The organism is Streptomyces abyssomicinicus, assembly GCF_008974245.1.
GTDB classification, from domain to species: domain Bacteria; phylum Actinomycetota; class Actinomycetes; order Streptomycetales; family Streptomycetaceae; genus Streptomyces; species Streptomyces abyssomicinicus.
Genome location: NZ_BBZI01000005.1, coordinates 1,288,751 through 1,308,653, shown reverse-complemented (window position 1 = coordinate 1,308,653; position 19,903 = coordinate 1,288,751). Strand labels below are relative to the sequence as shown.

The following is a 19,903-nucleotide window of genomic DNA, read 5'->3' as shown; positions in this document are numbered from 1 at the left end:
GGAGGTTCCCGGGCCGGCCGAGGCCTTGTGGAGTGGGGAGGTCAGCGCCGCGCCGCTGTCTCGCGGCGGCGCCGGGCCTCCTCGAAGAGCGCGTCCGTCTCGGCCTCGAGGACGCCGCCGAGCAGCAGCCCGGGCCGGTGGAAGGTGCCCGAGGACCGGGCCACCTCGTGGGCGCGCAGGGAGATCTGCGGGATGCCGGTGCGGCGCAGGGTGGGGATCGAGCTGCCCCAGACCACCTGGGCCACGCCCGCCCAGGCCATCGCCGCCATGCACATCGCGCAGGGTTCGCCGGTGCTGTAGAGGGCGACGGCGTCCCACCCGCCGTTCCCGTGGCGGGCCAGGTAGGCGCGCATCGCCGCGATCTCCCCGTGCAGGGTCGGGTCGGCCGCCGCGTCGTTGACCGCCGCGGCCAGCAGGTCACCCGAGCGCGCGTCCGCGACCACGGCGCCGAACGGGTAGAACGGGTTGCGCCGTCCCTGCTCGATCGCGAGCCGCATCAGCCGCTCGTGGCGGGTCTCGCCGCCCGTGGGCGTGGCCGGGCGCGGGCTTACCGCGCCCCCGGCCACGCCCACGGGCAGCGTCAGCCCCGCCAACGCACCGGTCACGGCAGCGGTGACCAGCCCGCGTCGCCCGGTGCCCGCCGGGCGCAGGGCCGGCCGTCCGGGGTCCGCGGCCGTGACGGTGCTGGTCATGGGGGTGCTCCTCACGCGTGGTGTCCCGCACAGCGTCCGGGAGCCTGGCCCCGTCCGCCAGCCGGGCCGGGCATACGATGGGCGCCGGACACGAAGATCACCGGGCGGAAGCGAGGCGGGGCAGATGAGCAACACCGAGGTGCACCCCCCGGAGGTGCTGTGCACGTCCTCACCGGGGTCCTCCGCCCCGGTGGAGATCCTGACCCCGCGCTCGGTGCCGCTGGGCGGGCCGCGTGCGATGACCGTGCGGCGCACGCTGCCGCAGCGGGCCCGCTCGCTGATCGGCGCCTGGTGCTTCGCCGACCACTACGGCCCGGACGACGTCGCCGAGACCGGCGGCATGGACGTCGCCCCTCACCCGCACATCGGACTCCAGACGGTGAGCTGGCTGTTCACCGGTGAGATCGAGCACCGTGACAGTCTGGGCAGCCACGCCATGGTCCGCCCCGGCGAGATCAACCTGATGACCGGCGGGCACGGCATCGCCCACACCGAGGTGTCCACGCCGTCGACCACGGTCCTGCACGGCGTGCAGCTCTGGGTGGCGCTGCCGGCCGAACACCGCGACGCGCCACGCGACTTCCGCCACCACGTGCCCGAGCCCGTGGCGCTGCCCGGCGGTGCGGGCGAGGCCCGCGTCTTCCTTGGTGCGCTGCTCGGTTCGGTGTCACCGGTCCCCACCTTCACCCCCCTGCTGGGCGCCGAACTGATCCTGGCCCCCGGCGCCACCGTCAGCCTCCCGGTGGACGAGACCTACGAGCACGGTCTGCTGCTGGACACCGGGGCGCTGACCTTCCCCGGCGGGAACCGGCTCGCGCCCGCGGAACTCGGCTACCTGGCGCCGGGCCACGCCACCGTCGACATCGCCAATCCGAGCGCCGACGAGTCCGCCAGGGTGATCCTGCTGGGCGGACCGCCGTTCGGCGAGGAGATCGTCATGTGGTGGAATTTCGTGGGCCGTTCGCACGACGAGATCGCCGAGGCCCGGACCGCGTGGGAGGCGCACTCCGACCGGTTCGGCGTCGTCGAGGGCTACCCCGGCGACCGGCTGCCCGCGCCCACCCTGCCCAACATCCGTCTCCAGCCGCGGAGGAACCCGGTGCCCCAGACCCCGCCCGCCCCCGACGAGACCACCCAGGTCCGTCTCGCCGCCGAGGCCCACCGCTACGAGATCCTGGTGGAGGGCGCGGTCGCGGGCTTCACCGAGTTCCGGGACCACGGCGCCCAGCGGGTCTTCTTCCACACGGTGGTCGAGGACGCCTACGCCGGCCGCGGCCTGGCCTCGGTCCTGGTCCGCGAGGCGCTCAACCACGTGCGGAGCAGCGGGATGCACCTCGTCCCGATCTGCCCGTACGTGGCCAAGTACCTGACCAAGCACGACGGTTTCCGCGACATCACGGACGAGGCGACCCCGGGGATCCGGTCCTGGCTGAAGGCCGAACTCGGCTCCTGACCCCGGGCTCAGGCGGCGTCTGCCGGGCGCCGCCCGGCAGGTCGATCTCCGCCCACACCGTCTTGCCGGGCCCCTGCCGCTCCCGCACGCCCCACCGGCGGGCGAGCACCTCCACCAGCCGCAGCCCCCGCCCTGCCTCGTCCAGCGGGCCACGGCGCTCCGGCCGCGGCAGGGCCGGGTGGGTGTCGGACAGCTCCACACGGAGCCGGGCGGCGGACACGTCGTGCACCATCCGCAGCTCGAAGTCCCGTCCGGGCACCCGGCCGTGGAGCACCGCGTTCGCGGCGAGTTCGGCGACCACCAGCGTCACGGCCTGCGAGGCCTCGCTGTCGTAGGACACGCCCCAGGCGTCGAGCTGGTGCACGGCGAGCCTGCGCGCGAGCCGCGCGCCGCGACGCGTCGAGGAGAGGCGCTGGACGAAAACACGCACGGTCACGACCTCTTCGGCCGGTGGAACGGTCATGGCCCCAGCGTTGGCCCGCCGTGCGCGGCGTGCCAGGTACGGCGCTGATACAGGAAGGGTTGTATCAGCCGGTTCCTTGGACGCGGCCGGTGACGATGCGTGAGCATGACGGGGTGACAGCGGAACGCGGCGGCGACGCCGTGAGCAGGCGGCCCGAGGCCTCCGACGGCCTCAAGACCTTCGGCGCGGTCCTGAAGGCGTTGCGCGAGGAAGGCGGGTGCACGCAGGAGGAGTTCGCCTCCCTGGTGGGCTACTCGGCCGTGTACATCGCCAAGATCGAGCAGGGGAAGCGGTATCCGCCGCAGGATCTGTCCGGCCGTGCGGAGGACGCGCTGGGGGCGACGGCGGGCAAGGTCCTGCGGGCCGCCGCGCGCAGCCTCGACCGGCGCCCAGGGCTCGCCTCCTGGTTCCAGCACTGGGCGGCGATCGAGGAGGAGGCGGTGTGCCTCTTCGCCTACGAGTGCCGTGCGGTTCCCGGGCTGTTGCAGCCAGAGGGATACATCCGCGCCATCTTCGAACGCCGCCTGCCGCCGCTGTCGGAGGAGCAGTTGGCGCAGCAGGTGGCAGCGCGCCTGGATCGCCAGCGCCTCCTGGCCGAGCGTCCGAACACCACGTTCTCGTTCATCGTGGAGCAGGCGGTGCTCGAACGCCGCCTCGGCGGACCGGCGGTGACCGTGGAACTCATCGACAACCTGCTCGCGCAGGGTGGGCGCCGCAACGTGGAGATCCTGCTGATGCCCCTCCGTCAGGAGGACCACGCGGGTGTGGACGGTCAGATGTACCTGGCCGAGACTCCGTCGCACGAGTGGATCGGCTACGTGGAGGGCCATGACAGCAGCATGCTGTTCACGTCGCGCGAGCTGGTCAGCGCCATGCAGCACCGCTATGGAAGGATGCGGTCCCAGGCACTGAACCGTGCCGATACGGCCGACCGGTTGAAGCGGATGCGAGGGGCACCATGAGCGCCGAACTCTCCTGGGTGCGGAGCAGCTACAGCGGAAGCGGCGGGGACAACTGCGTGGAGGTCGCTCCGCTCGGCCACGCCGTGCGCGTGCGGGACTCGAAGGACGTGAGCCGCACGCCGCTCACGTACGGCCCGGTCGCGTGGGACGCCTTCCTCCGCCTGGTCCGCCGCCTTCCCTGACCCCCGGCGTTCACCCGGCCGTCGTACTCCGGCCGGATCGCGGTCTCTCCCCGCCCACGGTGACCGGGCACGCTCCGGCTGTCCGACTCCAGACGTCGATCGCAGTCATCCGGGAGCCCGTGGTGAAGACCCGTATCAGCAGACCGCGCATCCTGCCCGCCGCCGCGCTGGCCGCCGCCGTGGCGGTGGTGGCCGGCACGCTGGCCGCCGCTCCGCCGGCCGGGGCCTTTGGCCGGTTCCACGGTGAACTCCCCGGTGTCACGCCCCGCTCGGAGACCGCCGCGGTCTTCGACGACGAGGAGGGCGGAAACGCCGACGCCGACGACCCGGCGATCTGGCGGAACGCGGCCGACCCCGACCGCAGCCTGGTGATCGCCGCGGTGAAGGAGGGCGGACTGCGCGTCTACGACCTCGACGCCCGGCAGGTGCAGGCCGTCGCCGCTCCCCCGGCTCCGGGTCCCGGTGACGCTCCGGGCCGGTTCAACAACGTGGACCTGCTGCACGGTCTGCGGCTGGCCGAAGGCCGGGCGGACGTCGCCGTGACCACCGACCGCGGCACCGACCGGCTGCGCTTCTACCGGATCGACGGCGGCGGGGGCGCCGGCGCCCCGCTGACCGACGTCACCGACGCGCGGGCTCCGCGGATCTTCACCGCCTCGCAGGAGGAGGTGAACGAGGAACGCACCGCCTACGGTCTGGCCACGTACACCGACCGCCGCACCGGCCGTTCCTACGCCGTGGTCAGCCGGGCGGGGACCACGGAGGTGGCGCTGCTGGAGCTGAGTGCCACGGCGGCCGGAACGGTCACCTACCGCACGGTGCGGACCGTCGCGCTGCCCTCCGCCTTCCGCCTGCCCGACGGTGGTTCCTGGTCGCCGTGCGGGGAGCCGGGCGAACTGCCCCAGGTCGAGGGCATGGTGGTGGACCCCCAAGCCGGCACGCTGTACGCCGGCCAGGAGGACGTGGGCATCTGGCGGCTCTCCGCCGATCTGCGGGGAACACCGGAACTGCTAGACAGAGTGCGGGAGTTCGGCGTGCCGGCCGGCTACGACGCGGAGAGCGACGAGTGCGTCCCGGCCGGCGCGGACCCCGGTTTCGGCGGCACCCGCCTCGCGGCCGACGTCGAGGGCCTGACGCTGCTGCCCGGTGGTGCGGGCGGTGCGGTCCGGCTGCTCGCGTCCAGTCAGGGCGACGACACCTTCGCCGTGTACGAGCGCGGCCGTTACGCGGGCGGTTTCCGGGTGGTGGCGGCGTCCGAGGAGCTGGACGGCGCGCAGGAGTGCGACGGCGCGGCCGTCCTCGACGCCCCGCTGGGCAGCCGGTATCCGGACGGGCTGCTGGTGGTGCAGGACGGTCACGTCTCCCCCGAGGACTCCGACCGGGAGGCGACCGGCTTCAAGTTCGTCGACCTCGCCGACGTCGAGGCGGCCCTGGGCGGGCGGCGTTCCTGAACGCCGACGTGCCCGCCGGGACCCGCGCGGGCCGACGAGCGGGTGAGCCGATGAGCCGGTGAGCCGATGAGCCGGTGAGCCGATGAGCCGGTGAGCCGGTGAGCCGGTGAGCCCGGGGCGGAGCCGGGGACGGCCGGGACTACTCGTCCCCGGCCGTCCCCGGCTCCGCCATCTTCCGGTGGAACAGGCCCTTCACCTTGTCCGGCAGGGCCTTCTGCACCGTCCCCTGGGCCTTGGTCTGCGCCGAGCCCGTGACCAGCTTCCTGCGGCCCTTGGTGACGGCCTCGAACGCCTGGCGGGCCACCTCGGCGGGGTCGTCCTTCTCCATGGCCCCGATCCTGGTGTCCTCCATGCCCGCCCGGCGGAAGAAGTCGGTGTCGGTGGGGCCGGGCATGAAGGAGGTGACGGTCACGCCGGTGTCCTTCAGTTCCTCCTGGAGCGCCTGGGCGAAGGACTGCACGAAGGACTTCGACGCGTTGTAGACGGACTGGAAGGAGCCGGGCGACAGGGAGGCGATCGACGAGGTGAGGAGCATCCGCCCCTCGCCCCGCTCCAGCATCCGCCGCAGCAGCGGCTTGGCGAGCAGCACCGTGGAGGTGACGTTGAGGTCGATGACCTCGCGGTCGTCGTCCGGATCGGTGTCCACGAAGGCTCCGCCCCGGCCGACTCCGGCGTTGAGCGCCGCGACGTCCACGGCGAACTCGCCCGCGGCGGCGGCCACCCGGGCGACTCCCTCCGGGTCGCGGAGGTCGGCGCGGACCGTGCGCACGTCGGCGCCGGTCTCCCTGAGGCGGCCGGCGGCGGCCTCGACGGCGGCGTCCTCGGCGTTGATCAGCAGGTCGTAGCCGTGCTCGGCGAACTGGCGGGCGAGTTCGAAGCCGATGCCGCGGGAGGCACCGGTCACCAGGGCGACGGGCCGGCGACTGCCGGGTTCTCCGGGAGCGGGTGTGGTGTTCGGGGTGTTCATGAGGGCGGAGTAACCGCCCCGGGCGCGGTCAATCCCCGTCCGGTCCGGTGTCGTCCGTGTGGCCCGGCCGCACGGCCAGCAGGGCGATGTCGTCGGTGGCGTCCGCTCCCAGGCGGATCAGGAGTTCGTCGCAGAGGGTGCCCAGCGGCTCGCGGGCCAGGGAGGCCGCCTGTTCCTGGAGCCGCCGCAGGGAATCGTCGAGGTCCTCGCCCCGCCGCTCGATCAGGCCGTCGGTGAAGAGCAGCAGCGTCGCCCCGTGGGGAATCGGCACCGAGGCCCCCTTGCGGCGCAGGTCGTGGCCCGTGCCGAGCATCACCCCGGAGCCGCCCTCGAGCAGGCGCGCCCCCCGGTCGGGGTCCACCAGGAGGGGAGGCAGGTGCCCGGCGGAGGAGAAGTGGAACTCCCACTCCCCCGGCGAGGGTTCGGCCATCCTTCCGTACACGCAGGTGGCGGTGGTCGCCGACCGCAGGCTCCGGTCCGCCATGTCCAGGCGGCTCAGCACCTCCTCGGCCGGCTCCTGCCGGTCGAGGGCGATGCCCCGCAGCATGCTGCGCAGCTGGCTCATGGTGATCGCCGCTTCCAGGTCGTGTCCGGCGATGTCACCGATGATCAGGGCGGTGTCCCCGTCGGGCAGGCGGAAGCAGTCGTACCAGTCGCCGCCGATCTGGGTGGTGACGGAGGACGTCGCGTAGCTCGCGTCGATCTCCAGCCCGGGCACCCGCGGCAGCACGGGCAGCAGGTCGCGCTGGAGCCGTTCGGCGACGTACCGGGTTCCGTCGAAGAGGCGCTGGTTCTCGACGGCGAGGGCGACGGAGCGCACCAGGTCGTCGATGAAGGCGAGGTCGTCCTCGACGAAGGGGTGCGCGGCGTCCTCACGGGCGAGGGTGAGGGCGCCGAAGATCTGACGGCGGGCGCGCAACGGGGCGACGACGGCACTGGTGGCGCCGAACCGCTCGAAGAGCGACCGGTAGCCGGAGTCCAGGCCGCACTCCCCGGAGTGGGGCGGGACGCCTCCGCCGAGCAGCAGGGGACCGGCGCCGCGCAGGGTACGGGCGAGGGGGCCGCGCGCGCTCTCCGAGATGGGCGGCAGACGGCCCTCGAGCCCGCCGGGCGCGATCCTGCGGGGGTCGCGGTGCATGACGCCCACGCGTTCCACCGAGTCGCCGTCGAGGAGGTCGATGACGCACCAGTCGGCCAGGCGCCTGACCAGGTGTGCGGAGACGGCGTGCAGGCCCGGTCCGAGTTCGGAGGCGTCGGCGAGTTCGCGGCCGATGTCGGCGAGCAGGCTGAGCCGGTCCATGGCGGCCATGGCGGCCGCGGCCGCCACCGGACGGCGTCCGAACCGCGGGAGCTCCGGCGACTCCTCCGGGGGGAGCCGGTGCGGCGGGGCCGGGCGTTCGGGAAGGCCGGTGGGCCGGACGACCGGCCTGCGGTGGGAGGGGCGGGGCTCCGGTCCGAAGGTGGTGGAGCGGGGCACCATCTGGCCGATAAACACGGTGTGGCCGTCGGACATCTCCTGGGCCTGGATCAGCAGCCGGACCGGCACCAGGTGACCGTCGCGGTGGAGCGCGGGGAGCGGCACGGCCCGCCCGAGGATGCGGGGCTGTCCGGTCAGCAGCAGGGAGTGGAAGGCGGCCAGGTGGCGTTGTCTCAGGTGTTCGGGAATCAGTTCGGTCAGGGACCTGCCGACGAGGTCGTCGGAGTCCCAGCCGAGGAGATCCGCGGCGGGCACGTTGGCGGCGACGATCAGGTTGTCGTCGTCGACGACGACGGTGGGCAGACGGCTGGTGTGGACCTCCTCCTTGTCCCAGGGCATCAGGTCCAGCGGGCTGGCGGAGGGGTCGCGCGGCACCATGGTCCAGGCGGTCGGCAGGGCGCCGTCGAACTGTCCGGTGATCTGGTCGAACAACCAGTCCTGCAACGCCTGGCTCTGCGGGAGACCGGGCCGGGTGAGCAGCAGTTCGTCGCGGCTCGCCTCCTCCGCGGTCTCCAGGACCCGGCGCAGCAGCGTGACGGCGGGTCCGATGCCCGCGGGGAGGGAGAGGGTGACGGTGCGGATCTCGGCGGTGCCGTGCCGTTCTCCCAGGGCGGCGAGCATGGCGGCGCTGAGCAGGTTGCTGGTGTCGTGCGCGGTGAGCAGGTCCTCCGGGTCGACGCCCAGCCGGTCGCCGAGGGCTCCGGCGAGGGCGAGTTCGCGCAGGACGGCGTGCCGGTGCTGCTGGGAGGTGATGTGCAGCGCTCCGGGCAGGTCGATCAGCACCACGGGAACGGTGTCGCCGTCGGTGAGCGGGCGGGGCGGGGCCCAGTGGGAGGGCGTTCCCGGGATTCCGTTCTGCCGCAGCAGTTCGAACCAGACCCGCTTCTCCTCACGACCCTGGTCGGCGCCGTGCCGGTCGGCGAGTCCGGCGACCACGCCGAGGCCCCGGCCGGTGCCGGCGTTGGGAGGGCACTCGCGGGGCAGCGGCATCAGGCCGGGCCGGCGGTCGGCGACCTCGACGCGGACGCGGTTCCCGTCGACGTGGACCGTCACCTCGGTCTCGGTGCGGGCATGCAGGAAGCTGTTGGTCGCCAGCTCGCTGACCAGCAACTGGGCGGTCTCGAGGGTCTCCCGCGGCAGGTCCGTCGCGGCGAGGACCGACCGCACGAACGCACGGGCGGCGGGGACGCTGTCCGGCCGCCGCCCGTCGAACCTCCGGGATCGAGGCGCTCCGGGCGACGGCGGGCTGTCCATGCCGACCAGTCTGCCGCCGCCCCGTCCGGGGCGCGCGTGCGCGCCGCCGGACGGGCGATGCCCGGCGGGGCCCCGCACGTCCGCGGGGGTCAGCGCAGGGCGTCCACCAGGACCCGTGCCACGTCCTCGAGCAGGATGTCCGAGCGGGGCGCGTCCCGCTCGGGCTTGGTGGTCAGCACGGCCATCACCAGCGGAGTGCCGTCCTCGGTCCACACGACGCCGACGTCGTTGAGCGAGCCGTAGGTGTCGGCGGCGCCCGTCTTGTCGGCGATGGTCCACTCCGGCGGCAGTCCTGCCCTCAGCCGCGTCTTCCCGGTCCGGTTGCCCAGGAGCCAGGAGGTGAGCAGCTCCCGGTCGGGCCGCTCCAGGGCGCCGCCGAGCACGAGCCGGGCGTAGGTCGCGGCGATGGCCGCCGGCGAGGTGGTGTCGGTCTCGCGCCAGGGTTCGCCGGAGTTGAGCTCCGTCTCCCACCGGTCGAGCCGGGTCACCGGGTCACCGAGCGAGCGGGCGAAGCGGGTGATGCCGTGGGGTCCGCCGATCTCCCGCAGCAGCAGGTTGCCGGCCGTGTTGTCGCTCCACTGGATGGCCGCGGCGCACAGTTCCCGGATGGTCATCCCGGTGGCCAGGTTGGCCTCGCAGATGTCGGAGTTCTCGACCAGCTGCGCCTTGGTGTAGCGGATGCGCCGGTCGAGGAACCCGCCGTCGGTGTCCCGGTCGCGCAGCACGGCGGCCGCCGCCAGCGTCTTGAAGACCGACAGGATGGGGAACCGCTCGTCGGCACGGTGCCGGACGGTCGTCCCGGTGGCCATGTTCCGCGCGTGGACGCCCACGCGGGCGCCGTGCCGCTCCTCCAGCTCGCGCAGGCGTGTCACGGCGCCGGGCGCCTCGTGCGCGGCCGCCGGCCCGGCGGCCAGCAGGGTCACGGCGGTGGCCGCGCCGGCCGTCAGGAGGGCGCGTCGGGAGGTGGTGAGGTGCTGTGAACCAGGGATCGTTCTCTCCGTTCCTCGGTGGTCTCCGTCATCGGTCCGACGCCGCCGCCGTGGGCTCCGGTTCCGGGGCGGTGACGACCGCCGGGCCGTGACGCCTCATCCCGCGCGGGCGGCGCGGACCGCCGCCGCGGTCTCCTCGGCGATCAGGTCGGCGTTGAGGGCCGCCCCCGCCATGAGTCCGGCTGCGGAGGCGACGGTCACCATGGCCGCGAGGTCCGCGGTGTTGCCCGCCGCCCAGACGCCGTCGATCCCGGTGCGCCCCTGGGCGTCGACGGCGATGTGGGACCCGAGCGGATGGTCCGTACGGCTGCCGCCCAGCTGTTCGTAGAGCTCGGCGCGGGCCACGAAGCGGGGTCCCACCACCACGGCGTCCGCCGGGAGTTCGGTCCCGTCCTCGAGCAGCACGGCCCGCAGCGCGCCGTCCTCGCCGTCGAGCAGCCGGGCCACCGGACCGTCCACGACGGCGATGCCGCGCGCGGAGAGCTGTTCGAGGGTGTCCTCGTCGGGTGCCGGCATGGTGTGCCGCAGCAGCGTCACGTCCTCACTGAGCTGCCGGAACATCTGCGCCTGATGGGTGGCGTGCGGCCCGGTGCCGAGCACGGCGATCCGGCGGCCGCGGACCTCCCAGCCGTGGCAGTAGGGGCAGTGCAGCACGCTGCGGCCCCAGTGCTCGCGCACACCCGGCAGGTCGGGCAGCCCGTCGGCGAGTCCGGTCGCCAGCAGCAGGCGCCGGGCGCGGACCACGCCGCCCGTAGCCAGGGTGACCTGGAAACCGTCGTCCGCGCGCCGGGCCGTGACGGCGCGGTCGTCCAGGAATCGCGCGCCGTACCCCTCGGCCTCGCGACGGCCCGCCGCCAGCAGTTCCAGAGGCGGTACGCCCTCCTGGCCCAGCACGTTGTGGGCGCCGTCGGCCGGAGCGTTCCTGGGGTGGCCCGCGTCGACCACGATCACCCGGCGCAGGGAGCGGGACAGGGCGACGGCCGCGCTCAGTCCGGCGGGGCCTCCGCCGACGACCAGGACGTCGGCAGTGGCGGCGTCCGCGACGCCGGCGGGGTCGGTGGGGTCGGTGGGGTTGGCGGGGTCCGGTGACTCGGTGGTGCTCATGAGGTCCTCCTCGGGACGGGAGCCGGTGCGGGAGCCGGTGCGGGGCGGTGTCAGGGACGGCGCGCGGCCCACACGGTGCGGACGGAGCGGGGGACGATGTCGTGGCGGCGGCCGACGAAGGCGGGGTCCTCGGGGTCGAGGAGCCGGTCGAGGGCGGCGAGGTCCTCCGGGGCCAGCCGGCCTTCCAGCGCGCCGCGGAGCCGGCCGAGCACCAGATGGGCGTAGTGGGCCGCCTGCCGGCCCGGAACACCCTCGGCGGTGCGGGTCCATCGGTCCACGGGCCCGAACCCGGCCCGCTCCAGGTCGTCCCGCCAGTCGGGGTAGGCGTTCCACCCGGCCCGGGCCGCCACCTCCCGGCAGCGGTCCTCCAGGCCGGGGCGGCCCGCTCCGGCGTCCTCGGGGAGGAAGCGCGGCATCCCGTCCGACTCGACGACGACCAGCAGGCCGCCCGGCGCGAGGGCCCCGTGCAGCCGGCCGAGGAGGGCGGCGGGGTCGGCCACGTGGTGCAGCGAGGAGGAGGCCCAGACGACGTCGAGCGGGCCGAGGTCGGGGAGTCCGGCGTCGAGGTCGGCCTCCGCGGTCCGCACCCGGTCGGCCAGGCCCGCGTCCCTGGCGGCGGCCAGGACCCGGTCGAGCATCACGGGCGAGTGGTCGACGGCGGTGACCTGTGCGGCGGGGAAGCGACGGGCCAGCGCCAGGGTCCCGACGCCGGGGCCGGAGCCCAGGTCGGCGACGTGCCGGGGGGCGGCGGGACCGAGGGCGGTCGCGGCGCGGTCGAGGGCCTCCTCGAGCGCGGGGGCGAAGGTGGTGGCCTCCAGCTCCAGCAGCCGGGCGTGCGCGGTGTCACCGCCGTGGTGGTTGCCGTGGCCGTCGCCATGGCGTGGGTCGTGACCGTGGCGGTGCTCGTCGTGCCGGGTGCCGCCTTCCGGGTGAGCATGGGGGCTGTGGCCGGGGCCGTGGCCAGGGCCGTGACGGTGGCTGGGTGCGGGGTGGTGCGTCATGTTCCCCACCGTAAGGCGACTCCTGCCCCGGAGGCATACACTCTTGCGCATGACGCAAGAAGTCGACCTGGACGGTCTGATCAGGCAGCGGATCCGGAGCCTTCGGCACGCCCGGGGCTGGTCCCTCGACGCCCTTGCGGCCCGGGCCCACCTCAGCCCCTCCAGCCTGAGCCGGATCGAGACCGGTCACCGCCGGATCTCGCTGGACCAGCTCGTCCCCATCGCCCGGGCGCTGGACACCACGCTGGACCAGCTCGTCGAGTCGCCGCACGACGAGGACGTGGTGATCCGCCCCCAGCCCTCGCACACCCCGGGGACGACCGTCTGGCTGCTCTCCCGGGAGGCCTCGGTCCACGGGGTGACGGTGGCCAAGATGCGCATCACCCCGGCTCTCCCGTTCACCGCGGAGAGCCTGAAGGTGCACCCCGGCCACGAGTGGTTCACGGTGCTCTCCGGCACGGCCCGCCTGCACCTGGGCGACCGGACGGTGCTCGTCCAGGCGGGCGACGCGGCCGAGTTCTCGACCATGACGCCGCACGCCATCAGGGCGCACGAGGGTCCGGTCGAACTGCTGACCGTCCTGGACCACAACGGGGAGCGGGCGCACCTGCACACGGGGGGCGAGGGCGCCCACCCGTGACGCGCCGCCGGGGTGACCCGGGCCCCGGTCAGTGGTCCCGGGCCCCGGCGCTCCCCGCGAAGAAGTCGCCGAGGGCGGCCGCCAGTGCTTCGGGGGCCTCCTCGGCGACATGATGGCCGGAGTCGATCCCGTGGCCCCGGACGTCGTCCGCCCAGCCCCGCCAGATCTCCAGCGGGTCGCCGTGGAGCTCCACGAGGTCGTCGCGCAGCGACCAGAGGATCAGCGCGGGGCAGCGCACGCGCCGCCCCGCCGCCCGGTCGGCCTCCTCGTGTGCCCGGTCGACGGTGAGCCCGGCACGGTAGTCCTCCAGCATGGCGCGGACGACCTCCGGCCGACGCACCGCCTCCAGCCGCTCGGCGTGGTTCTCCTGCCCCATGGCCTCGGGGTCGCCCCGGTACCAGCTGTCGGGGTCGGCACCGATGACGCGTTCGGGGATCCTGGGCTGGGCGAAGAAGAACCAGTGCCACCACCGGGTGGCGAACTCCGCCCCGGCACGGGCCAGGTGCTCGGAGACGGGCAGGCAGTCCGTCAGCGCCACCCGGGTGACCGCCTCCGGGTGGTCGAGGGCGAGCCTCAGCGCGACCAGCGAACCGCGGTCGTGTCCGGCCACCTGGAACCGCCGGTGCCCCAACTCCCGCATGGCGAACAGGAGGTCACCGGCCATGGCCCGCTTGGAGTGGGCGCCGTGGTCGGGGGTGGGAGCCGGGCCCCGGGAACGGCCGTAACCGCGCAGGTCGGGGCAGACGACGGTGAAGCCGCGCTCCACGAGGAGCGGCGCCACCCGGTGCCAGGTGGCCGAGGTGCGGGGATGCCCGTGGAGGAGCAGCACGGGCGGGCCCTGTCCGCCCTGCCGGAGGAAGACCGAGGCCTCGCCGGTGTCGATGGTGGTCTCGGTGAACTGCGCGAACATCCCGCCGCCCTTCCCGTCGTCGGCCGCCCTCACGCCTCGCACACGAGCGCCCTCGCGCCCGGGGCCCCTCACGCCCGGGGGCCGGCGCCCGGGGCCGGCGACCGGGTACCCCTGCACGCCGCGCGTCCACCTCGCCGTGTCGGCGGCGGCGGTTAGCGTGAAGTCATGACGACACGACAGCAGTTGAGTCTGGTGACGCTCGGGGTGCGGGATCTCGGGGCGAGCCGCCGGTTCTACACGCGGGGCCTCGGCTGGAGTCCGTTGCTCGACGTGGACGAGGTGGTCTTCTACCAGGTCGGCGGAGGCGTGGCGCTGGGCCTGTTCCGGCTGAGCGACCTCTCGGCCGACGTGGGGCACCCGGCGACGGCCGGCACGCCGTTCACGCTGGCGCGGAACGTGGACTCGCCCGCCGAGGTGGACGAGGCGATGGAGCGGGCCGCCGCGGCGGGGGCGGAGGTCCTCAAGCCGGCGCAGCGTGCGGCCTTCGGCGGCTACCACGGCTACTTCGCCGACCCGGACGGTCAACGTTGGGAGGTCTGCCACAACCCCGGTTGGTCGGTGGCGCCGGACGGCACGGTGTCGCTGACCGCGGTGGAGCCGGCCGACTCCGCGGAGTAGACCTCGTGCGGGCGGCGCGGCCGGCCCCGAAATGCGTTGGGCATCGCGGGTGTGATCTTGGACGATGACGGCGGCGGCCTTCCCCGGCCGCCCGGAGCGAGCAGGGGGCAGACGGAATGAGCGATCCGTTCGGGACCGGCGACGGCAGCGCCGACGGCGGAAGCGGCAGCGGCAGCGGCAGCGGCGGAAGCGGAGGAGGAGGCGGAGAAACGGCACTCCGGGACCCCGGACGGCGCGCCGGCCGGGAGGGGCACGCCGCCGGTGGCGTGTCGCCGCGCGGGGAGACGCGTTCCGGTTCCGTCGTGGTCCGGCCCGGGGTGACGCTCGATCACGACGACCTCGGTCCCGTGGACGGCGTGCCCGTCCTGCTGGTGCACGGGCACCCCTTCGACCGGAGCATGTGGCGGCCGCAGGCCGAGGCGCTGGCCGCCGCCGGGTACCGGGTGATCCTGCCGGACCTGCGCGGGTACGGGGCGAGCCCCGTGGCCCCGGGGCGGACCACGTGGCGGGACTTCGCCGAGGACCTCGCCGCGCTGCTCCGCCATGCCGGTGTGGCGCGGACGGTGGTGGTGGGGCTGTCGATGGGCGGGCAGATCGCCATGGAGTTCCACCGGCTCCACCCGGAACGCACGGCCGCTCTGGTGCTGGCCGACACCTCGCCCGTCGGTGAGAGCGAGGAGGGACGCGTCCTGCGGAACACGCTGGCCGACCGGTTGCTCGCGGAAGGCATGGACGGGTACGCCGCCGAGGTGCTGGACCGGATGATCGCGCCCCGCCATGTGACCGCCCTGCCCGAGGTCGCCCGCCACGTGACCGGCATGATGCGCGCCACCGCACCGGCCGGCGCGGCCGCGGCCCTGCGGGCACGGGCCGAACGCCCGGACTACCGGAGCTCGTTGGCCGACGCCCGGGTGCCCGTGCTGCTGCTGGTCGGCGCGGAGGACACCTACACGCCGGTGGCGGAGGCGGAGGAGACGCACCGGCTGATCGGCGGCTCGGTCCTCGCCGTGGTCCCGGACGCGGGCCATCTGCCCAACCTCGAGCAGCCGAAGCGGTTCACCGCGGAGTTGCTGGCCTTCCTCGACTCCCGCCGTGAGGCCCTCCGGCCCCCTCACCCGCTGCTGGCGCTCCTGTGGGACGCCGCCGAGGACCGCTTCCCCCAAGTCGACGGGGCCGTGACGGTGCTGCCCCGGCCGCACCACGGGCCGGAGTGCTCGGTCGCCTTCACCGGTCACGCCGTGGTCGCCACCGCGCTGCCCGCGGACCGGGTGCGCGCCCTGCGCCCCGACGGCTTCGGCGGGTCGCTCGCCCCGGACTTCCTGCGCGCGCTGGCGGGCCCCCACGGCACGATCGGCACCGTCGACGCCGTGCTGGTGGCCCGTGGCGTGGGCGGGCCGGCCCGGCTCGCCCCGCTGGAACGCCTGCGCGAGCATCCCCGGGTGCGTCACGCCCGTCGACTGCGCCGGAACGTGCGGGTGTTCGGCGACGAGCGCGGTCTGGTCACCCTGGCGGAGGGGCCGGCCGGGCGGACCGAGCTGAGCGTCGAGCTCTCCGCCGAGGAGGCGCACGGCAGGGGACACGGCCGGTCCCTGCTCGCCGACGCACTCACCCTGGTCCGAGTGAACGAGCCGGTCTTCGCCGCCGTCACCCCGGGCAACGCCCGCTCGCTGCGCGCCTTCCTGGCCGCCGGGTTCACCCCCATCGGCTCCGAGGCCCTGGTCGAACCGGCCCGCGACGACGGCTGAGGGCGCCGGGCAGCGGCGTGCGCCGCGCCGCGGGGGAGGCTGCGCGGCGCACGCCGGTCGCGGGGTCAGCCCAGGCCGAAGAAGCGGGCCGCGTGGTAGGGGCCGCAGAGGGAGTCGTGGCCCTGGCCCACCGATCCGCACTTGTCGATGCCGGTGCCGGGGTCGACGGGCGCCTCGTGGCCCATCCGGTCGATCAGGTACGTCTCGACCTGTCCCGCCCCGCAGATCTGCCGGGTGACACCGAGGGCGGGGCGGGTGGTGGAGGCGGGGACCCGGGAGACGCCGAGGACGTCGGTCCAGCCGTCGCGCTGCTTCTCCAGGGAGTTCTTGTTGATCAGCGGGTCGGAGCCGCCGTGCCAGATCTGCACCCGCGGCCGCGGACCGCCGTAACCGGGGTGCGCGGCGCGGATCCTGTTCCCCCACTCCTGCGGTGACAGGGTGTTGAAGGCTCCGGGGCAGCGGGCGAACAGCCCGGTGTCGAAGTAGTCGGCCTCCGTGTCCGCGCAGCCGTAGGCCATGCCGAAGAAGACCGCTCCGGCCCGGAAGACGTCCGGGTAGGCGGCCATCATCACGTTGGTCGCCGCGCCGCCGCCGGAGTAGCCGGTGACGTAGACCCGGTCGGGGTCGGCCCCGTACGCGGTCGTCATGTGGTGCACCATCTCCACCACCGAGCGCGCCTCGCCCTGCCCGGCGCGGGTGCGGTCCTCCGGGTTCCACGCGCTGAAGCACGTGTGCGGCACCAGCCCGCCGGACCCGACGTTCTCCGCCTTCTGTTCCGGGAGGACGACGGCGAAGCCGTAGGCCTCCGCGTACTTGCGCCAGCCCGTGTCGACGTCGAGGCCGCCGGCGGAGCCGCCGCAGCCGTGGAAGAGGACCACCACCGGTGCGCCGGGTCCGGCGTTCACCGGGACGTAGGCGAACATCCGGAGGTTGCCGGGGTTGACGCCGAAGCCGGTCACCTCGTGGAAGCCGGTCGGGGACGGAGCCGCCGCCGTGCCGGCGGCGGGCGGTGAGGTCAGCACGGCGACCAGGGTGGCCAGGACCGTCAGGAGTCCGAGCACCGCGGAGCGGGGCACCTTGGAACGGGGCACCGTGGAGCGGGCTCGCGCGCCCGCCGGGCGATATGTGTCCATGTCCGGAAGGGTGGGTGCGGCGGGCCCGCCGCGGCATCGGCGAGATGGCCGGTGCCGCGGGTCCGTGGCGGTCGTCCTCGCCCCGTCAGTAGGGCGGGGGGACCGGCCGCAGCGCCAGCATGGCGATGTCGTCCGCGCCGTCCGTCCCCAGCCGGACCAGCAGTTCGTCGCAGAACACGTCCAGCGGCATCCGCGCCAGGTCCGCCGTCTGCCGCCGCAGCCGGGCCAGCGAGTCGGTCAGGCTCTCGCCCCGGCGTTCGACGAGCCCGTCGGTGTACAGCAGGACCGTGGACCGGGGCGGCAGCCGTACCTGGGTGGCGGGCCGCGGCATGTCGATGCCGGTGCCCAGCATCAGTCCGGTGCCCTCCTCCAGGAAGCGGGTCTCCCCGTCCTCGGTGGTCAGCAGCGGGGGCAGGTGGCCGGCCGCCGAGTGGTGGAACACCCACGGTCCCTCCACGGGTCCGCCGACCAGGCCGTACACGCAGGTGGCGGTGGCCTCGCGGTGGAGGGTGTGGTTGGCGATGTCCAGCCGTCGCACCACCTCGCCGGGCGGCTCCTCCCGGTCGACCGCGATGCCCCGGAGCATGGACCGGAGCTGGCTCATCGCGACCGCGGCCGACAGGTCGTGCCCTGCCACGTCCCCGATGGTCACCGCCAGGTCGCCGCCGGGCAGCACGAAGCAGTCGTACCAGTCGCCGCCCACCTCCGCGGTGACCGATGACGGCACGTACCGTGCGGTGATCCGCAGGTGTGGCAGTTCGGGCAGCACCGGCAGCAGCGACCGCTGCAGCTGCTCGGCGATGCCGCGGGTCTCGGCGTACATCCGGGCGTTGTCCACGCCCACCGCGATGCCGTGCGCCAGGTCGTCGACGAACGTGAGGTCCGCCTCGGTGAACGGCCGGTCGGAGCCGGTGCGGGCCAGCGTGACGGCGCCCAGCACCTCCCGGCGGGCCCTGAGCGGGGCCACCACCGCGCTGTCGGCGCCGAGGTGGTCGAAGAGGGCCCGGTGCCGGGCGTCGAGAGGGCTTCCGACCTGGCCGGGCGGCTCGTCGGCCCCGATCGGACCGAGCAGCAGCGGCCGCGCTCCCCTCAGCACCCGGGCGAGCGGTCCGCGCCCGCTCTCGGTGAGCGGCGGGAGGGTGCCCTCGACACCGTCGGCGGGGCGGCCGTGCCGGTCCCGGCGGACCACGCCGACCCGTTCGCCCTCGGTGTCCGCGGCGAACAGATCGACCACGCACCAGTCGGCCAGCCGTACGGTGAGGATCCGGCAGACCTCGCGCAGCCCCTGGTAGAGGTCGGAGGCGTCGGTGATGGCCCGGCCGGTGTCGACGATCAGCCCGAGTCGCTCCAGTGCCTCACCGACCACCGGGGTGCCACGGGCGAGCGCCTGCTCCTCGACGGGGGCGAGAGCGGGACGGACCCCGGGTGCGGCCCGGAGGTCCCCCTGGCCCGCGCCGCGGCCGGGCGCGGCGGCCGGTGCCTCTCCGGCACGGGGGATCAGATGGGCGACGAACATGGTGGCGCCGTCGGCCGTGTGCTGGGTCTCGATGACCAGACGGATGGGGATCTGGCGGCCGTCGCGGTGCAGGGCGGGCAGGGGCACCGATCGCCCGAGGATGTGGGAGCGTCCGGTCGTCAGCAGGGAGGTGAAGGCCTCCAGGTACCGCTGCCGCAGGTGCTCGGGCACGATCGTGAGGAGCCGCCGCCCCACCAGTTCGTCCGGGTCCCAGCCGAGCAGCGCGGCGGCCGCGGCGTTCACCGCGACGATCCTCTTCTCCTCGTCCGCCGCCACGGTGGGGGTGCGGCTGGCCCGTACCTGGGCCGCGTCCCAGGGCACCATCTCCAGGGGCCCGGGTCGGGGGTCCCTCGGGATCACGGTCCAGGCCGTCGGATGGCCGCCGGCGATCTGCCCGGCGATCTGTCCGAAGAGCCAGCTCCGCAGTTCCCGTACCGAGGGAAGGGCCGGCCGGGACAGCATCCTTCCGCTGCGGGCCGCGTCCTCGGCCCGGTCGAGCACCCTGCGCAGGACCAGCACCGACAGGCCCGCGTCCGCCGGCACGGACAGGGTCAGGGAGCGGGTGCCCGCCTCGGCGACCGGATGCTCGCTGAGGGCGGCGTCCACCCAGGCGCCGACCATGTGGTTGACGTCGTCGGCGACGGCCAGGTCCTTGGGCCGCACGCCCAGGTCGTCGCCGCCCAGGGCGGCGAGTCTCAGCTCCCGCAGCAGCACCCGCCGGTTCTGGTGGGCCGCCATGAAGAGCGAGTCGGGCAGGTCGATCAGGGTCACGGGACGCCGCGCCCCGGTGAACAGGACGGCGCTCCCCCAGTCGGAGGGCTCCCTGGGGGTGCCCTCCGGGCCGATCTCGACCCAGACCGTCTTGGCGTCCTCGCCGGTCTCCACACCGAACCGGGTGGCCAGCCGCTCCACCACGAAGAGGCCGTGCCCGGTGGCCGGGAAGCGGTGGAACTTCTGCTGGGGCAGCAGCCCCAGCTGGGGGCGTTCGTCGCGCACCCTGATCTCCACCCGGTCGCCGAGGCGGCGGACCGACACCTCGGCGTCGGTCCGGGCGTGCAGCACCACATTGGCGACCAGCTCGCTCACCAGCAGTTCGGCGTTCTCCCGCAGCTCCTGGGCGACGTCGCCGAGCCTGTGCCGCACGAACTCCCTCGCCTCACGCGCGCTCCTGGGGAGCGGTGGGAAGCGGCGGGAGCTCGGCACGCCGGGAACGATGTCGGACACATACCCCAGTCTGTGCCATTCCGCGCGATCGTTCGCGGCGGGCACCGCCGACCGGAGACGGCACGACCCCCGGTCGGGAGGCCGGACGGAGGCCGGACGGGAGGCCGGACGGGAGGCCGGAC

The 19,903-nt window shown here is 74.6% G+C and carries 17 protein-coding genes and 1 pseudogene; 8 read left to right on the top strand and 10 right to left on the bottom strand.

The annotated features are described in order from the left end of the window. Positions 1-41: 41 nt before the first annotated feature. Entirely contained in the window at positions 42-692 is a 651-nt protein-coding gene (locus tag GBN72_RS05400) for a deaminase (protein ID WP_246212263.1), read from the bottom strand. A 124-nt stretch (positions 693-816) separates the two neighbouring features. Between GBN72_RS05400 and GBN72_RS05395 the strand changes: the two are divergent. Beyond that, positions 817-1,791, top strand: a pseudogene (locus tag GBN72_RS05395) (pirin family protein); the annotation flags it as partial. Beyond that, positions 1,792-2,145: a GNAT family N-acetyltransferase gene (locus GBN72_RS35060; protein ID WP_246212354.1), complete on the top strand. Its 354-nt coding sequence runs from the start codon at positions 1,792-1,794 to the stop codon at positions 2,143-2,145. On the opposite strand, the gene GBN72_RS05390 is transcribed toward GBN72_RS35060, so the two are convergent. Further along, on the bottom strand, positions 2,087-2,608 hold the full coding sequence (locus tag GBN72_RS05390) for an ATP-binding protein (protein ID WP_151770423.1): 522 nt from the start codon (positions 2,606-2,608) through the stop codon (positions 2,087-2,089). The two genes, GBN72_RS35060 and GBN72_RS05390, sit on opposite strands and share 59 nt — an antisense overlap. A 95-nt stretch (positions 2,609-2,703) precedes the next feature. On the opposite strand from GBN72_RS05390, the gene GBN72_RS05385 reads away from it, so the two are divergent. The 3 genes from GBN72_RS05385 to GBN72_RS05375 all read left to right on the top strand — a co-directional run bounded on the left by GBN72_RS05385 (position 2,704) and on the right by GBN72_RS05375 (position 5,203). Beyond that, positions 2,704-3,570: a helix-turn-helix domain-containing protein gene (locus GBN72_RS05385; protein ID WP_151770422.1), complete on the top strand. Its 867-nt coding sequence runs from the start codon at positions 2,704-2,706 to the stop codon at positions 3,568-3,570. Continuing rightward, on the top strand, positions 3,567-3,752 hold the full coding sequence (locus GBN72_RS05380; protein WP_151770421.1) for a DUF397 domain-containing protein: 186 nt from the start codon (positions 3,567-3,569) through the stop codon (positions 3,750-3,752). Before GBN72_RS05385 ends, GBN72_RS05380 begins: the two co-directional genes overlap by 4 nt. A 119-nt stretch (positions 3,753-3,871) precedes the next feature. Then, positions 3,872-5,203, top strand: a complete 1,332-nt coding sequence (locus GBN72_RS05375; protein ID WP_439959731.1) for a phytase — start codon at positions 3,872-3,874, stop codon at positions 5,201-5,203. 139 nt (positions 5,204-5,342) lie between these two features. On the opposite strand, the gene GBN72_RS05370 is transcribed toward GBN72_RS05375, so the two are convergent. From GBN72_RS05370 to GBN72_RS05350, 5 genes are all read right to left on the bottom strand, one after another. Continuing rightward, positions 5,343-6,170 carry an SDR family NAD(P)-dependent oxidoreductase gene (locus tag GBN72_RS05370; RefSeq protein WP_151770420.1) on the bottom strand — a complete coding sequence of 276 codons (828 nt, stop codon included), beginning with the start codon at positions 6,168-6,170 and terminating at the stop codon, positions 5,343-5,345. Positions 6,171-6,198: 28 nt separating this feature from the next. After that, positions 6,199-8,901: a SpoIIE family protein phosphatase gene (locus tag GBN72_RS05365; protein WP_151770419.1), complete on the bottom strand. Its 2,703-nt coding sequence runs from the start codon at positions 8,899-8,901 to the stop codon at positions 6,199-6,201. Between the two features lie 89 nt (positions 8,902-8,990). Beyond that, positions 8,991-9,824 (bottom strand): class A beta-lactamase, encoded by an 834-nt coding sequence (bla, locus tag GBN72_RS05360; RefSeq protein ID WP_369695874.1) that lies wholly within the window; start codon positions 9,822-9,824, stop codon positions 8,991-8,993. A 162-nt stretch (positions 9,825-9,986) separates the two neighbouring features. Beyond that, positions 9,987-10,994, bottom strand: coding sequence for an NAD(P)/FAD-dependent oxidoreductase (locus GBN72_RS05355; protein WP_151770417.1), 1,008 nt, complete (start codon positions 10,992-10,994; stop codon positions 9,987-9,989). Positions 10,995-11,044: 50 nt separating this feature from the next. Continuing rightward, entirely contained in the window at positions 11,045-11,995 is a 951-nt protein-coding gene (locus tag GBN72_RS05350) for a class I SAM-dependent methyltransferase (RefSeq protein ID WP_151770416.1), read from the bottom strand. 49 nt (positions 11,996-12,044) lie between these two features. Between GBN72_RS05350 and GBN72_RS05345 the strand changes: the two genes are divergently transcribed. Then, the gene (locus GBN72_RS05345; protein WP_151770415.1) at positions 12,045-12,635 is read left to right on the top strand and encodes a helix-turn-helix domain-containing protein; all 591 of its coding nucleotides are present in this window, start codon (positions 12,045-12,047) and stop codon (positions 12,633-12,635) included. Between the two features lie 28 nt (positions 12,636-12,663). On the opposite strand, the gene GBN72_RS05340 is transcribed toward GBN72_RS05345, so the two are convergent. Then, a complete protein-coding gene (locus GBN72_RS05340; protein ID WP_151770965.1) occupies positions 12,664-13,545 on the bottom strand; it encodes an alpha/beta hydrolase in 882 nt (293 codons plus the stop codon). A gap of 165 nt (positions 13,546-13,710) precedes the next feature. Here GBN72_RS05340 and GBN72_RS05335 point away from each other — a divergent pair, with 165 nt between their 5' ends. Beyond that, positions 13,711-14,163: a VOC family protein gene (locus GBN72_RS05335; protein WP_151770414.1), complete on the top strand. Its 453-nt coding sequence runs from the start codon at positions 13,711-13,713 to the stop codon at positions 14,161-14,163. 116 nt (positions 14,164-14,279) lie between these two features. After that, positions 14,280-15,908, top strand: coding sequence for an alpha/beta fold hydrolase (locus GBN72_RS36015; protein ID WP_151770413.1), 1,629 nt, complete (start codon positions 14,280-14,282; stop codon positions 15,906-15,908). A gap of 65 nt (positions 15,909-15,973) precedes the next feature. Here the strand turns inward: GBN72_RS36015 and GBN72_RS05325 are convergent, their stop codons facing one another. Together GBN72_RS05325 and GBN72_RS05320 are read right to left on the bottom strand one after the other, a co-directional pair. Next, entirely contained in the window at positions 15,974-17,041 is a 1,068-nt protein-coding gene (locus GBN72_RS05325; protein ID WP_151770412.1) for an extracellular catalytic domain type 1 short-chain-length polyhydroxyalkanoate depolymerase, read from the bottom strand. Positions 17,042-17,126: 85 nt separating this feature from the next. Further along, positions 17,127-19,781 (bottom strand): SpoIIE family protein phosphatase, encoded by a 2,655-nt coding sequence (locus GBN72_RS05320; protein ID WP_246212261.1) that lies wholly within the window; start codon positions 19,779-19,781, stop codon positions 17,127-17,129. Positions 19,782-19,903: the final 122 nt, after the last annotated feature.